This is a genomic window from Methanobrevibacter sp. TLL-48-HuF1, from assembly GCF_023617305.1.
Classification (GTDB): Archaea; Methanobacteriota; Methanobacteria; order Methanobacteriales; family Methanobacteriaceae; genus Methanocatella; species Methanocatella intestini.
This window is the reverse complement of the sequence record NZ_CP081485.1, coordinates 1,612,239-1,628,048: the sequence shown is the minus strand read 5'-3', so window position 1 is coordinate 1,628,048 and position 15,810 is coordinate 1,612,239. Positions and strand designations below refer to the sequence as shown.

Annotated in this window: 14 protein-coding genes; 3 read left to right on the top strand and 11 right to left on the bottom strand. The window is 30.3% G+C overall.

Annotation, left to right across the window (positions count from 1 at the left end):
• Positions 1 to 2: 2 nt before the first annotated feature.
• Entirely contained in the window at positions 3 to 920 is a 918-nt protein-coding gene (locus K4897_RS07680; protein WP_019264660.1) for a biotin--[acetyl-CoA-carboxylase] ligase, read from the top strand.
• On the opposite strand, the gene K4897_RS07675 is transcribed toward K4897_RS07680, so the two are convergent.
• The 9 genes from K4897_RS07675 to K4897_RS07635 all read right to left on the bottom strand — a co-directional run bounded on the left by K4897_RS07675 (position 910) and on the right by K4897_RS07635 (position 10,720).
• The gene (locus K4897_RS07675; RefSeq protein ID WP_250415921.1) at positions 910 to 2,064 is read right to left on the bottom strand and encodes a TIGR03576 family pyridoxal phosphate-dependent enzyme; all 1,155 of its coding nucleotides are present in this window, start codon (positions 2,062 to 2,064) and stop codon (positions 910 to 912) included. The genes K4897_RS07680 and K4897_RS07675 overlap by 11 nt on opposite strands.
• Positions 2,065 to 2,391 carry a hypothetical protein gene (locus K4897_RS07670; RefSeq protein WP_019264662.1) on the bottom strand — a complete coding sequence of 109 codons (327 nt, stop codon included), beginning with the start codon at positions 2,389 to 2,391 and terminating at the stop codon, positions 2,065 to 2,067. It abuts the gene before it with no gap.
• A 90-nt stretch (positions 2,392 to 2,481) separates the two neighbouring features.
• Positions 2,482 to 3,003, bottom strand: coding sequence for a FumA C-terminus/TtdB family hydratase beta subunit (locus K4897_RS07665; protein ID WP_019264663.1), 522 nt, complete (start codon positions 3,001 to 3,003; stop codon positions 2,482 to 2,484).
• 186 nt (positions 3,004 to 3,189) lie between these two features.
• On the bottom strand, positions 3,190 to 4,635 hold the full coding sequence (locus K4897_RS07660) for an ABC transporter ATP-binding protein (protein ID WP_250415920.1): 1,446 nt from the start codon (positions 4,633 to 4,635) through the stop codon (positions 3,190 to 3,192).
• Positions 4,628 to 5,347, bottom strand: a complete 720-nt coding sequence (locus K4897_RS07655; RefSeq protein WP_250415918.1) for an energy-coupling factor transporter transmembrane component T — start codon at positions 5,345 to 5,347, stop codon at positions 4,628 to 4,630. The genes K4897_RS07660 and K4897_RS07655 overlap by 8 nt, the downstream gene beginning before the upstream one ends.
• A 9-nt stretch (positions 5,348 to 5,356) precedes the next feature.
• Positions 5,357 to 5,938: an MptD family putative ECF transporter S component gene (locus K4897_RS07650; RefSeq protein ID WP_019262787.1), complete on the bottom strand. Its 582-nt coding sequence runs from the start codon at positions 5,936 to 5,938 to the stop codon at positions 5,357 to 5,359.
• Positions 5,939 to 5,988: 50 nt separating this feature from the next.
• Positions 5,989 to 7,734, bottom strand: a complete 1,746-nt coding sequence (locus K4897_RS07645; protein WP_250415916.1) for an ABC transporter ATP-binding protein — start codon at positions 7,732 to 7,734, stop codon at positions 5,989 to 5,991.
• Positions 7,734 to 9,524, bottom strand: a complete 1,791-nt coding sequence (locus K4897_RS07640) for an ABC transporter ATP-binding protein (protein WP_250415915.1) — start codon at positions 9,522 to 9,524, stop codon at positions 7,734 to 7,736. Before K4897_RS07640 ends, K4897_RS07645 begins: the two co-directional genes overlap by 1 nt.
• 221 nt (positions 9,525 to 9,745) lie before the next feature.
• Positions 9,746 to 10,720 carry an AraC family transcriptional regulator gene (locus K4897_RS07635; RefSeq protein WP_250415914.1) on the bottom strand — a complete coding sequence of 325 codons (975 nt, stop codon included), beginning with the start codon at positions 10,718 to 10,720 and terminating at the stop codon, positions 9,746 to 9,748.
• Between the two features lie 179 nt (positions 10,721 to 10,899).
• On the opposite strand from K4897_RS07635, the gene K4897_RS07630 reads away from it, so the two are divergent.
• Positions 10,900 to 12,720, top strand: a complete 1,821-nt coding sequence (locus K4897_RS07630) for a DUF2070 family protein (RefSeq protein WP_019268672.1) — start codon at positions 10,900 to 10,902, stop codon at positions 12,718 to 12,720.
• On the opposite strand, the gene K4897_RS07625 is transcribed toward K4897_RS07630, so the two are convergent.
• On the bottom strand, positions 12,715 to 12,987 hold the full coding sequence (locus tag K4897_RS07625) for a hypothetical protein (protein ID WP_019264671.1): 273 nt from the start codon (positions 12,985 to 12,987) through the stop codon (positions 12,715 to 12,717). The two genes, K4897_RS07630 and K4897_RS07625, sit on opposite strands and share 6 nt — an antisense overlap.
• An 88-nt stretch (positions 12,988 to 13,075) precedes the next feature.
• Between K4897_RS07625 and rqcH the strand changes: the two genes are divergently transcribed.
• Entirely contained in the window at positions 13,076 to 15,082 is a 2,007-nt protein-coding gene (rqcH, locus tag K4897_RS07620; protein ID WP_250415912.1) for a ribosome rescue protein RqcH, read from the top strand.
• Here the strand turns inward: rqcH and K4897_RS07615 are convergent.
• On the bottom strand, positions 15,079 to 15,798 hold the full coding sequence (locus K4897_RS07615) for a metal-dependent hydrolase (protein WP_250415910.1): 720 nt from the start codon (positions 15,796 to 15,798) through the stop codon (positions 15,079 to 15,081). The two genes, rqcH and K4897_RS07615, sit on opposite strands and share 4 nt — an antisense overlap.
• Positions 15,799 to 15,810 lie beyond the last annotated feature (12 nt).

Genomic DNA, 15,810 nt, shown 5'->3' with positions numbered 1-15,810 from the left:
AAATGCAAAATGAAATAGTAAAGCTATTGAAAAAAGAGGGAAAATTATCTGAAAAAACTATTGATGAAATAAGCAATATTGAGATTGGTGATTTTTCTGATTTAGTCAGAGAACTTGGAAAAGAAGAAACTGAACACATTAAAAGAGATGAAATCTCAAAAAACTTAAACACCAAATACATAGGTAAAGATATCTATATATTTAATGAAGTAATGTCTACAAACACAATAGCTAAATTTTTATCAATGAATGGTGTTGGAAACGGAGCAGTTGTAATTTCTGAAAAGCAAACAAAAGCTAGAGGCAGATCAGGTAAAAACTGGGAATCTCCTCTGGGTGGTGTCTGGTTATCAATTATATTAAATCCAAATGTAAACCACTCCAAAATCCCATTAATTACCCTTGCAACTGGTGTGGCTGTTGAAAATACCTTAAAAAGAATAGGTGTTAAAAATGCCGAAATAAAATGGCCTAATGACATTTTAATTCATGGCAAAAAAGTCTGTGGAATACTGACTGAAGCAATAACCAGCTTTAACACTATTGAAAGTGTTATTATTGGTGTTGGAATTGATGCAAACATAAGCATTGAAAACTTCCCTGAAGAATTACGGGAAAACATGACAACATTAAATGATGAAATTGGTGAAAAAGTCGATGAAAACCTTCTAATTAAATTATTCCTAGAAGAATTTGAAAAAATCAGCGAACAGTTCATAAATGAAGAATACGAAACTATCTTAAAAGAATGGAGAAAAAACTCCTACACTATTGGAAAAATCGTAGAAGTACACGAACCATTCAGCAAACCTTATGACGGTTATGTTTTAGGTATCAGCAGAGACGGATCATTAGTTGTGGAAAAAATTGATGGAACTTTAGAAAAAGTAATATCTGGAGAATGTATAATTAAGAAGTAAATACAATCTCCCTGCATTTATCTTCATTTGTAACTACTTCCTGTAGCTTATTAAATGAAGATTCTATTTTTTTATTTAAATCATTTAAATCTAAATTAAATGCATCTTTTGTAGACAAATCAAATCTTATTGTTGTAGATGCACCGGGCATTGAAACTGGAGGAATTGTAATAATTCCATAGTCTTTTAATAATATAAATGCAAAAATAAATGCCAAATCATTATCAGATAAATTATGTGAAACTTTAACTTCACTAGCTAAACCATGAGATGAAATCATGACTCCTGTTGGAGTTTCACTAAAAGCATTAAAATTCTTACTTAATAATTTAAACAGTTCTTCTTTTCTTGAAAATCCTTTAATTAAATTTTCACCATTAAAATTTTTAATACCGTTAATCATAGCTAAAATAGCTGGAGGCTGTGCTTCAAGACCAAATTGATTAGCTTTAACTTTGATTTTATCAACTAAATCTTCACGACCTGCCATTAATCCGCCTCTAGGACCCGGCATTAATTTATCAGTACTGGTAATTGCAATATCTGCACCTAAATCACAGGCTTTTTTCTGTTTAAATACAACAGTTCTAAGTCTGGCTCCTGATGCATCATCAACCATAACAGGAATATTCTGTTTGTGAGCCATTTCAATGACTTTTTTAAAAATATCTTCATCAATGACTTTATGATCCATTGTTGAACCTGTTACAACAACTAAAGAAGTATTTTCAGGTATTTCAAATTTATCAAAATCATCAGTTTCAAAATAATTAGCTCCAACCAATTCACAGCTTCTCGGAATGGAAGGATGGGCAGGTAATTGGGCAAGGTAATGCACAACATTAGACCCTTTATCAACTAATGAAAGAACAGTAGCTAAAATACCTGAAGAGGTTCTGTTAAGTGGAAGAATTTTTTCCCCACCTAAATGTCTTTTTCCAACTTCCTGAATTTCATCTTCAAAAATAGCTGGTCCTACATAAGTTTCAAGTAAACTTAATTGGGATGATGAAGCAATAAATCCTCCAGCCAAACCAGTTAAATCATATAATCCACTGCGACCTTCAGTTTCAATGATGTTTTTTATAATAGATAAAGCATTTTCTCTTTTTTTAACTTCATCTAAAGAATTGTTAACTATCATCTAATCAGAGTCAAATTCTAATTTAAAGTCTTTGAAAGCTTCAACAAATGCTTTTAAATCTTTTTCAGGTACTGGCATTTGAACAAACTGTTCATTTTCAGGTTCTTCATAAGAATATTCTGCATCAGTAATTTTACCTTCAGGAGTTGTCCATAAAATTAAACTGTCACTTAATTCTTCAGGTTTTTTATTAGGGAAAAATATTTCCACAGAAGCTCCTAACTGTACAAAAAACTTTTCTTTTTCTTCATCACTTTTATTTACTTTTTTAATTTTTCTTACTCTGGATTTCAATTTTTTTTCAGCAAGTTCATTTATATCTGGCATTTATAACACATCCTGAAACTTTATTTATATATAATCTAAATTATAGTTAAAATTCACATATTATATAAGCATTCTTATTTGATTTAAAAATTAGTCGTATAAACTGTTACCATCACTGTCCATAGCTACTATAAGTGGTCCAAAATCTTTAACTTTTAAATTCCACATAGCTTCAGGCATTCCTAAATCCAACCAGTCAACACTTTCAATTTCTTCAACTGCATCAACATAAAGTGCTGCGCATCCGCCAGTAGCTACAACATATAATGCATTGTTTTTAACTAAAGCTTTTCTTACTGTATCATCCATTCCTCCTTTACCTATTACTATTTTAGGACCCATATCAATAACATCACTTTGATAAGGATTCATTCTCATAGAAGTAGTCGGACCTACAGCTACCATTTTATATCCGTTTTCATCTTTGGATATAATTGGTCCTGCATGAAATATAGCTGCACCTTCAATATCTAATGGGGCACCCTGTTCTAAAATTCTTTTATGCGCCTGATCTCTTGCAGTTATAATGTTTCCAGTTAATGTAATTACATCTCCAATTTTCAAATCAGTCAAATCTTCGTTTTTAACCGGCACTTTAATATTTTTTTCCATTTGGTCACCTTGTAAATTATTATAAATATATAAAATTTTTAGCTTTTATAAATTTAATGGGTAGACACCGATGCTCTTTTCAAAAACTTTGTTGATTTAAAATTTTTTGATGAAAATTAGTTTAAAATTTTTAATTCTGTTTAAAAACTTGAAATAATCAGAATTAATGGTATATTATGTTTCAAATCAATTTTTTAAGAAAAAATTTCCTAGTTTTTCTTCATTTATTTTATAATTATCAATAATTTTTCCGTCTTCCATATGCAAAACATGGGAACACACTTCCATTATTAATTCAAAATCATGAGTAATGATAAATGAAGTAATGCCTAATTTTTGAAGATAAACTAAATTTTCACTAACTTTCACCATATTCTTCAAATCAAGCCCGCTTGTCGGTTCATCAAAAATCAGAAATTCCTTATCTGAAGCAATAGCTGATGCAATAGCAACTCTTTGTTTTTCACCGCCAGACAATGCCATAGGGTGCACTTCTTTTAGATGAATCAGATTTAAGTTTGTTAATATTTCCTCAGCACGATCTGTATTTTCATCATCCATACTCAGCAATACTTCATCAAGTACACTTTCAGTGAATAATTGATGATTAACATCCTGCATCACCATATATGTCTTTTTAAGCAAGTTTTTTCTTTTCAAATGATTATCTCCCCAAATAATTTCCCCTTTACAAGACTTTTTAAGTCCGCATAAACAATTTGCAAAAGTAGATTTTCCAGCACCATTTTTTCCGATGACTGCAATTATTTCATTTTTTGGGATTTTAACTCCATCAATACTTAATACCTGATTTTTACCATATTTAAAATTAAAATTTTTAAGTTCAATCATTTCATGATTATTTGAATAATACTCACTATGATTAACATCCAATTTTTTCAAATTTATTTGTCTTAAACCGTAATCCCTATGGTCAATATGTCTGAACTGGTCAATAGACCATTCATTAGTAATTTGCCCTTTTTCCATAAATATAACTCTATCAACAACATTACTTAAAAAGAACAGTTTATGTTCAGCTATAATAACCGTTTTTCCGGATTCTTTCCATTTCTTAATAATGTCCTCCAAATCCCAGCTAGATTCCGAATCTAAATTTGATGAAGGTTCATCAAGAACAAATATGTCTGGGAAAACTGCAGATACTGATGCTCCTGCAATTTTTTGCTTTTCACCACCAGATAATTTAAAAATATTTTTATCAAGAAGATGCTGTAATCTAAAGTCGTTTACAACATAATTCAATCTATTTTTTATTTCATCAGTATTCATTGCAAGATTTTCACACCCAAAAACTATTTCACTTGTTGTATCCACATTGAAGAATTGTGTTTTTGGATTTTGAAAAACAGAACCGACATATCTTGATATTTCATAAATTGGCATTTCACTTATTAAATTACCATCCAAATATACATTTCCATGTCTTGTTCCATCAAAAAAGTTGGGAATAATTCCATTTATCATACGCGTTAATGTTGTTTTTCCGCAACCTGATTCACCACAAAGCAAAATGACCTCACCTTTTTCAATATTCTGATTAATATCTGCCAGATTACAGTTATTCTTACTGTTGTCATATGAAAATGAAACATTATCTATTTTAAGCAAAAAAGACACCACCTAAAAAATAATATGCATAAACTCCCAAACCGATTAATGAAACCGTCAGTAATGTATAATCTATTTTATTTAATTTAACTTCCATAAAATGAGTTCTGGATTCAGGATTACTTAATCCTCTTGTTAAAGAAGCTGCAGAAAGTTCATCTGCTGTTTTAATAGCGCTGACCAGAATAGGAATCATATAAAATTCCACCAGTTTTAAAGGATTTTTCAATGATTTAACATTCAAACCAAAACCTCTCATTTTCATTGCATTGGTTATTGATTTAATTTCTTCATAAACTGACGGAATATACCTAAAGATAACTGAAAGCGGAATAGTGACCTCTTTTGGAATATTGCTTTTTTCCATAGAAGCTATAAATTCACTCACTTTTGTTGTTGTGACTGTATAATATCCCATCATCAAAACAGGCAACATTCTAGTGGTCGTATAACTAAACATTATCATCAATATTGCAATTATGCCTGTTGCAGTTGGAAGAAGATAAATCTGAATATATTTTGCAACAATATACATTAAAATATAACTTAAAGCAATACCGATACGATTTGAAAAAAATAAACAAATAAATGGAATTAAAACTAAAATTCCACTAATGTATAACGGCACTTCATTAAAAACCATGAAACTTATCAAAACCAAAATTATAATTTTAGTTCTTGGATCCAATTTAAAATTTAGTTTTAATCCCATAATATCACCTTAGGCAATACCTGCTTTTTCAAAATGTTTTTTCAAAACAATTTTTCCAATATATGCACCGATTAAAGCAACAACAAATGTAGCAATTATCAAAATAATCAGCATTTCATTTGTTAAAAACGGTAAAATTACATTTACATAGTCAGTTCCCATTGATGCACGAATTGATTCAACAAAATAATCTCTTAAAATGTAAAACGGTAGCATATTACCAAATATTCCCAATGAGAAAAATCCATAACTGATAATTGAATTTTTAATAGAAGAATAATCTCCAATTTTTAAAACTACATCAGCCATCAATCCACAAAGCGTATAGACTACAATTGGAATCCATGTGTGACCGCTTAAAAACATTACAATTCCCAAAACCAAACCCAACAATGAAGTCATTCCAAATTTATCAACTCTTGTTAAAAACAGCATATATGGAATTCCTGCAATTAATGCTACAATGACCGGCAATGCAATCATCAGTATTGGGATATATCCCAGCATTCCAAAAATAAAAATTGAAACTGTCAGTATCACTGCAAAAATACCTACAGTGATTAAATCTTTTACATTTAACATTTTACTCATTAATATTACCTCCTATTTTATATTATACTAATGAAAATAATCCGGAGAATCTAAATTTGCCATTCTCCACTTAAGTTCTGTAAATCAACCATCTTTTTAAACAAACCATTATCTGCAATTAGTTCTTCAGGCATTCCCTGCTCCACAATTTTGCCATCATCTAAAACAACAATTCTATCAGCATTAGCTATTGTTCTCATCCTATGAGCAATGATGATGACTGTCTTGTTTTTAATCAACTCAGACAATGCTTTTTGGATTTTAGATTCATTTTCAACATCTAAAAATGAAGTTGCTTCATCCAATAAAATTACATTTGCATCTTTTAGAAGTGCCCTTGCAATTGAAATTCTTTGTCTTTGACCGCCTGAGAGCAACTCACCATTTTCACCAATTACAGTATCATATCCATTTGGAAGTTTAAAAACAAACTCTTCACATTCTGCAAGACGGGCAGCTTCAATCACTTCTTCATCAGTTGCATCTTTTCTTCCAACACGAATATTTTCCAAAATTGAATTGTTGAACAATATTACGTCCTGAAAAACAATTGAAAAGTTTTCCAGAAGCTTTTCTGAGTCCAATTTTGATAAATCTTGACCTCCAAGTGATACTGTACCTGATACAGGATCCCAAAATCTTGCGGCAAGCTTTGAAACTGTACTTTTACCTCCGCCGGACGGCCCTACAAGAGCTGTAACTTCACCCTGCTTTGCAGTAAATGAAATATCAGTTAAAACATCCTTCAAATCATCGTAATTAAAACTGACATTTTCAAATTCGACATCATAACTGTCCAAAGAATAATCAGCCAAACCTCCTTCAACTACAAGACTTTCAATTTCCTGAGCCCTTGTAATTTTATTGTCCATCATAAATATTTCTGCCAAAAATATCAATCCGTTTTCCAGTGGAGAATAAACTGTTGCAGATGCTATCAAGAATATTAAAAAGGTAAAAATTGATATTTGCGAATTTATTATTAGATATGAACCTAAAAGGATTACAGATACAATTCCTAAATTTAATACAACTTTTCCAACTATTACTCCTGAGGTAGCCATTAATTCAGCATTAATTCTTGATTTTTCAATTGTTGAAGTTAAACTGCCAATTTTTCCATAATATTCCTCTTCACAATTGTAGGATTTCAAATCCTCAATTGATTCAATGCATTCCTGCACTGCATCCCCACAATTAAGCAAATCAGCCATTATTCTATCCCCACCAGTATAAATAAGTCTTTTGGAGATAAATAAGATTATGAATGCAACAGGAACTACCCATAAAAGCGCAATAGCCAATCTCCAGTCAAATAGGAACATCCCCACTGAAACAATACATAGTGAAATGATTGAACCCAGCAATTGCGGAACCGCATGTGAGAAAACATGCTCCAAATCAGTACAATCATTCATTATTGTTGCAGTCAAATCAGCCAAATCCCTATTTTCAAAAAAGGATAATGGAAGTTTCCTTAAATTCTCACCAAGGTTGATTCTTCTGTTTCCACTTTCAACATATGTTGTATTGAATACAAAGTGATACTGCTTCCATGCAAAGGCAAAAATAATTCCTAAAACAATCAGTATCAATAAAATAAATATTCCAAGATTTGGATCAATTATTTCACCACCTGTTAATTGCTCCACCCACAGATAAATAAGTAATGCATATAAAGAAACGGGAAACATAAATGATATATTCAAAAGTGCAGTATAGAAAATTCCTTTAATCAAATTGTCGGAACCCTCTTTTGTAAGTCCAAATCTTTTAGTAAAAAACTCAGATAACATCATATCACCTCACTTTTAACTTTCCACTGAATTGATTGGTTAAATTCATCCCACATTCTAGAGTAAATGCCTTCACTATCAACCAGTGTATGGTGGTTGCCCTCTTCAACAATTCTTCCATTTTCAACCACATAAATTTTGTCTACATTTTTAACTGAAGACAATCTGTGTGCAATCATAATGACTGTTTTGTCTTTAGTAATTTCTGAAATTGCTTTTTGAATCAGGTATTCATTTTCTGGATCTGCAAGTGCAGTTGCCTCATCCAAAATAATTATTGGAGCATCCTTAAGAACCGCTCTTGCAAGTGCAATCCTTTGCTGTTGACCTCCTGAAAGATATGTTCCTTCACTTCCTATTACAGTATCTATTCCATCTGGAAGCTCATCAATAATATCATCACATTGGGTTAAACTCAATGCTTTTTTAACATCCTCTCTTGATGCTCCCTTACGACCAATTGCGACATTATTGTAAATTGAATCTTTAAATAATGTTGTATTCTGGAATACGAAAGAAATATTTTCCATCAATTCCTTTGTTGAAATATCTCTTACATCAACATCCCCAACTTTAATTGAACCCTTATTAACATCCCAAAATCTTGGAATTAATGATGCAATTGTGGTTTTGCCCCCTCCAGAAGGGCCAACTAATGCAACAGTTTCATTTTCATTAATTTTTAAATTCACATCATTTAAAATATGTTCATCACCATCAACATTTTCATAATCAAAATAAACCCCTTCAAACTCTATTGAATGATTTTTAGGTTTTTGAGGATTTATTGGGTCAACTAAAGGGCATTCATTTAGAATAGCCTCTATACTGTCTAAAGCACAACTTGCCAACATCCAATCCTGTGAAACTGTCATTATTTTCATCATCATTACAGCGCAGATTGGTGTGAAAATAATGTAAAACATGAAGTTTGCAAAGAATTTTACATCTACAACTGATCCTGCAAGCAGTATTCCTGCAGGAATTAACAATGCAAAAAATCCGTTGATGGATACTGTAAATGCAGTCATCGGAATGTGAGTTGACATAGAATATTCTGCCGAAAATTTTCCGTAGTTTTTAATGGCATTGATAAAGTTTTTAAATGAGTAAATACTTTGTTGAAATGCTTTTGTAACTGGAATTCCTCTTACATATTCTACTGCTTCCCCATTCATTTCCTCCAAATATTTCTCGTATTTTTCCATACTATTTCGGGATTCTTTTGAAAACATAGGATACATGAATACAAAACACAATATGATTGGAATCAAACAGATTAACCCTAAAAGCCAATCAAAACTAAATAACAAAATTAAAAATACTATTGGAGTTACGATAGCTCCTGTTAAATCAAACAATTGATGGGCAAGGAACACTTCAGTTTTTGCAGTACTGTAATCAATTATCTTTCTAAGACCTCCACTTGTATGGTTTGAAAAATAACCTAAAGGTAGCTTAAGTAAATGGTTTATAGCTGCATCTTTCATGTTTTTCTCATTTTTAAATGCAGACAAGTGCGTACCCATCAGACCAAAAAAGTTTAAAGTTATCCCCAGTATTGCAAATGTAAATGCATTTATCGCATAAACATCCAAGTTTTGGGCTTTTGTAAAATCAGGGGCAACCGCCAATAGGGCATTGACTACATCCCATATATAAATAAACGGAACCAATAAACATATTGCACTTAAAGCTGATAAAAACATACCTATAATTGTCAAATATTTATAATTACCCGAGTAATTCAATAATCTAATAAATTTATTTTTATTTTGAGTTTCTGGCATTATTATCGCCTCAAATAATAATTTAGGTTTACCTAAAAATTTAAAATTAATCTGAAAGGACAAAACACTAAAAATATTCTAAAAAAACAATTAAGAAATAATTTAATGTATTTTAATTAAAAATAACTAGATAACCTAATATTTACTATAAAGTATTATTTAATTAAATATATAAATATTTTTGAACTAAAAAGACAATAAATATACCAAAAAGACAAAATCTATTTTTTATACTCTGACGGAGTGCAACCTATATATTCTTTAAATGCCTGAGTGAATTTCGAAGGTGATGAATAACCCACCATTTTTGATATATCCGAAATTGTATATGAACCCTCTTCGATTAGTTTGCAGGCATATTCCAATTTATATTCCTTTCTCCATTTAAAAATAGGTTTGCCGTGAACTTTTTTAAAACAATTTTTTAAAGTCGTTTTGCTGATGCCATAATTATCTGCAAGTTCATCTATAGTAATTTTATTTTCCAAATCATTAATCAGCTCATTTTTTACATCATCAACAATTTTAACCTGCTGCTTGGTAAGTGAAATATTTTCATGAACATCAAAGTTTGTAATCGAAAAGAACAATAACAATTCAAGACATTTTAATTTAAAATAAGATAATTTAATTCTATTGTCAACATGGTACAATTCACCGATAACATGGTCAATTTTATTATTTGAACGAAGCAATACATATCCATGAGATTTTTTCAGAATTTCATAAAATTCAATCAAGTCAAAATCAGGAATATACTGCTTAACATAATCATTAGCCATATCAACATCAATGAAAATCTCCAAACCATTATAAAATTCTAATGGAAAGTCAGAACATGTTTTTGTCATATCATAAACATTAATGCACAAATCTCCTTTTCCAAAATAAATTATTTCATTATCACCAACACTATAAGCATATCTACCGTCCAAACAATGATTTATCATAAGCAATCTTGAAGAAATTTTTTCTTCAACATATATTTTTTCATGATTTTGCAAATTAATGTCAATAAATGCTAAGACGATTCCTGGAAATAATGAATATGTTTCAAACTGCCCATATTCACCCAAATCAATGATTTTTTTATAGTCGTCTCCAGTTATAGAAAAGTCAGTGACAAACACATCACCAAATAATTCAAAAAGATTTTCATTCATGCCTTTAATTATATCTGCCCTGATATAAAACATTTCAACATACACCACATTAACTAATCAATGTTAAATTTAATATACTGCCGTGACAAAATTTTAATTAAATAAAGTATGCTCTGGTCGATTAGTAAAATGTTTTCTATTTTGACAAATTTAATATATTTGTAGGACCAACTTTTATATGAGTATAAAACAAAAAAAAAGGATAAATTACCATGTCAAGTATGAGTAGTGTTGCCGGACTATCTAAATATATTACAACCTTGCCCAAAACTGAAAAATCAATAATGGCTATGTTTATTATAAGCTTCATATCAGGAGCAGTCTACTTTATAATTAATCCAAGTCCAGAACTTGGTATAATAGAGAATATTATTTTAGGAGGATTATTCAGCTTAATAATACTTGGAATCAGTTCAATAATTGGTGGAGGAGTTAATCAGCAAATTGTAAGTGGCTTACATGGTATTAACTTAAAAATCAAACATTCCATGTTTTTATCAGCACTTTCTATGACTATTATCTGCATTCTTTTAATAATTGGTGGAATTCTTACACACTTTTTTGAAACAGACCTCTTTTTGAATTCATTATTATTCGGATGTGTTCTGATTTACGGAGTCAATACTTTAGTATTTTGGACAACGTCCAAAATCAGTTTTACAAAAGCAGCAACTGTCGGAATAATCCAACCATTGATTATATTGGCCATGTATGTTTTAATTACTTTTTTAGTAACTGACACTAGCTTTTTAGGTTCTGATTTAATTCAAATGACAATAAAAGTAATAATAGCAAGTATTATTTTCATATTAGCTATTTACTCATTTATTACAATAGCCGGATCTCCTTTAAAGAAAAATCTTGGTATTGGAATGCTGGATTTGCTTAGTCTGTTTATTGCTCATATGAATGAAGGATCCAACTCTCTTGAATCATTATTTGAAAACATGAGTGAAACTGTTGAAACAATGGTTACATTTATTAGTTTCAAAGGGAAAAATGGGATAAAATCATTATTTGTTTCACCGTTTGTTCATCCGGGACCTCTAGGAGATTTAGGTGGTTCAAATATGCCAACAATACTTGCAAATAAGTTTGACCATTTTACTATGGTAGCTCACGGACCTTCAACTCATGACTTCAATCCAGTTAGAACAACTGAAATTGACAAAATAGAAAATGCAATAAAAGAAGGATTGGAAGAAATTGAATACACAAAAGATGCAAGTATTTTTACCAGATACCACTCAGAAAAAGCAAACATAGGAGTGCAATTCTTTAATAAAGGTATGGTTATTTTAAGTACATTTGCACCAAATGACAGTGATGATATTGAATTTGGTGTAGGTCTTACAATGATGACTCAAAGTAAAAGCAAATGTAATGTTAAAGATTCTGTCATTGTAGACTGCCACAATTCCTTTGCTCCAGAAAGTGGAGAAGTTCTGCCTGGAAATGAAGAGGTATTCCAGTTAATTGATGTTATTGATAAAATTCAATGTAATCAGCAAAGAGACAATCTGAAAATAGGATGTTATGAAGACACAATGAGTGATTTAAATAAAAATGAGGGTGTTGGTGAAAGCGGTATTAAAACCATGATTGTAGAAGTAGCTAATCAGAGAACTGCATATGTTCTATTTGATTCAAACAATATGGAAATTGGATTTAGACAAGAAATAATTGAAGCTACAAAAGATTTGGATATTGATGAAATAGAAGTAATGACAACTGATACCCATACAGTTAACACAATATCAAGAGGATATAATCCAATTGGAATTGTAAAAAGAGATGAAATTATTGAATATGTAAAAATCAGTATTAACGAAGCTATAAAAGATTTAGAAGAAGTTGAAGTTGGAACTGGAACAAAAAGAATTAAAAACCTTAATACATTCGGCCCCAATAATTCAACAGAGTTAATATCAACAATCAGTTCAATTGTTGCAGTTAGTAAAATTATAGCTCCAGTTTTATTAATTACTGCATTAGTAATTGTATTTATTTGGATATTTTATGGTGGTTTATAAATATGCCACCAATAAAGTATATGTCATAATCCATCCAACAAGGAAAGGCATTATTCCATCCCATAACCATTGGGAAAAACCGGAGATTTCATCTCCAAATTGTTTTTGAGCAAATTGCCCAACAAAATATAATATAATAAATGCAAGTGCTGTTGCAAAAACATCATTTTTAATTCCAAACCAGCTTAATGTAAATCCAGTAGAGATAATACCTGTAATGATACCAACTACTAAATGAAGACTTGTTATTTTAATTGTAGTGTCCATTTATTTCCTCCGAAAAAATTAAATAAATATAATTATTATTAATTATACTATATTAAACTATTGATATTTATAATAAAAGGTGTAAACAATGAAACCTATGTCTAATGTAGACATTTTTACAATAACTGATGAATTAAATAATTTATTAACCGGTGCAAGAGTAGACAAATCATTTCAACCAACTAAAGATATTGTTGTAATGAGATTTCATGTAGCGGGAACCGGAAGGATTGATCTTGTAATGGAATGCGGTAAAAGAATTCATACAAGCAAATATCCTCTTGAAAATCCTATCAATCCTCCTGTTTTCCCTATGCTTTTAAGAAAAAGGATAAAAGGAGCTAATGTAGTTAGTATAACTCAGCACAATTTTGATAGAATTATTGAAATTAAAGTTAAAAAAGACAAATATTATACAATTGTTGTTGAATTATTTGATAAAGGAAATATTATTCTTTTAGACGAAGATGCAAACATTATATTGCCTCTTAAAAGAAAACGTTTCAGTGATAGGGACATCAGTTCTAAAAAAGAATACCAGTTTCCTGAAAAAAGAGGAATTGACCCTATCAATACAAGTAAAAGTGAATTAAAAGAATTGTTTGCTAATTCTGACAAAGATTTAGTTAGAACATTAGCTATGAACAATTTAGGAAGCTTATATGCTGAAGAAATTATTAAAAGGGCTAATGAATTTGAGGAAATTGACAAACATACTCCTTCAGCTGATTTAAGTGAAAGTCAAATAGCTAACTTAAATAAAGCAATTCATTTATTGTTTGATAACCTGCAAGAAGAACATTTCAAACCGCAAATTGTTAAAAAAGACAATAACGAAGATGTAGTTGCTTTTGATTTGATAAAATATGACGGATTTGAAAAAACATACTTCGATAACTTTAATGAAGCCTGTGATGAATTTTATTCCAAAAAGGTAAATAGTGATATTAAAAATATTAAAGAAGCTGCATGGAATAAAAAGGTAAACAAATTCGAAAAAAGGTTGAAGCTACAGGAAGAAACACTTGATAATTTCCATAAAACAATTGAAACTAGCCAACATAAAGGAGAAGTAATTTATTCTAATTATACTGCCATAGAAAATTTAGTAAAAGTAGTGAATGATGCTATAAGTAAAGATTATTCTTACAAAGAAATTGGAAAAACTCTGAAAGAAGCTAAAAAAAATGGTTTGAAAGAAGCAGAAATCTTTGAATCCATTGATAAAATGGGTGTTTTAACACTTAAACTAAATGAAACTTCAATAAACATTGATCCAAAATTAACTATTCCTGAAAATGCTGAAATTTACTATGAAAAAGCTAAAAAAGCTAAAAAGAAAACAAAAGGTGCTGAAATAGCTATTGAAAATACTAAAAAGCAACTTGAAAAAATCAAAGCTAAAAAAGAAGTAGCTATGGAACACATATCAATTCCTAAAAAGAGAGTTAAGAAAAATCTTAAATGGTATGAGAAATTAAGATGGTTTGTAACTTCAGACAATGTTTTAGTAATCGGAGGAAGAGATGCAGGCACTAATGAAGCTGTTGTAAAAAAATATATGGACAATAATGACATTTATTTACATGCAGATATACATGGAGCAACATCAACAGTGATAAAACTAGAAGGCAGTAAAATAAATGACAGTATCCTTAAAGAATCTGGAGAGTTTGCAGCATCATTTTCAACTGCTTGGTCAAAAGGTTTCACAACACAGGATGTATTTTGGGTTAACCCAGAGCAGGTTACAAAAACACCGGAAGCCGGAGAATTTCTGCCTAAAGGATCATTTGTAATAAGAGGAAATCGTAATTATATCCGCAGTGCAAAAGTAAGAATTGCTATTGGAATCGTTGATTATGAAGGAAAAAGATTAATGGCAGGTCCTGTTGATGCTTTAGAAGCACATTGTGACAATTTTATTGTGTTAAAACCAGGATATACTAAAAAAACAGCAATAGCTAAAAAAATACTTCATGAAATAAACGAAGATGACTTAATAACTTTAGATGATATAATCAGAGTGTTGCCATCTGGAAAATGCGATATTGACGAAGAATATCACTTAAGAAAAAAATATGAAAAAAATTAATCCTGATAATTTTCAGGATTATATTCAAAATATTCACCAGGATTTAAAATAACCACATCAATATTCGGATTTAACTGACTAACAAAGTTAGCATAAATAGATGGGTCCTGTTCAATTGGTGGAAATGTATTATAATGCATTGGAAGAGCTACTTTTGGATTAATCCATCTTGTAGCTAATGCTGCTTCAAAAGGACCCATTGTAAACTTATCCCCAATTGGAAGCAATGCAATATCAGGTTTATAAATTTCACCAATAATTGTTTTCATATCCCCAAATAATCCAGTATCCCCTGCATGGAAGAGTTTAGTTCCGTCTTCAAGAGTTATTAAAAAACTGGCTGCATCTCCAGCAGGAAGCGGTTCTTCAACAATGTCCAATACTGAAGAATGTTTAGCATCAAGCATAGTGAATTTAACTCCTCGATATATGAATGATCCCCCAATATTTACACCAATATTGTTAATTCCCTGTTTTGATAAAAATAAAGAAATTTCATGAATTGCTGCTACAGGAACATTATTTTTATTGGACAGTTCCATTGCATCACCTAAATGATCAGAATGACCATGAGTAACCAATATAATATCCGGATTAAATTCTTCAACAGGTATTTGACAAGCAGGATTGTTACTAATAAAAGGGTCAATTAAAATATTTAAACCCTCATCAGTTATTATTTCAAAAGCTGAATGACCTAACCATCTAATTTCCATTTGAATCCACCT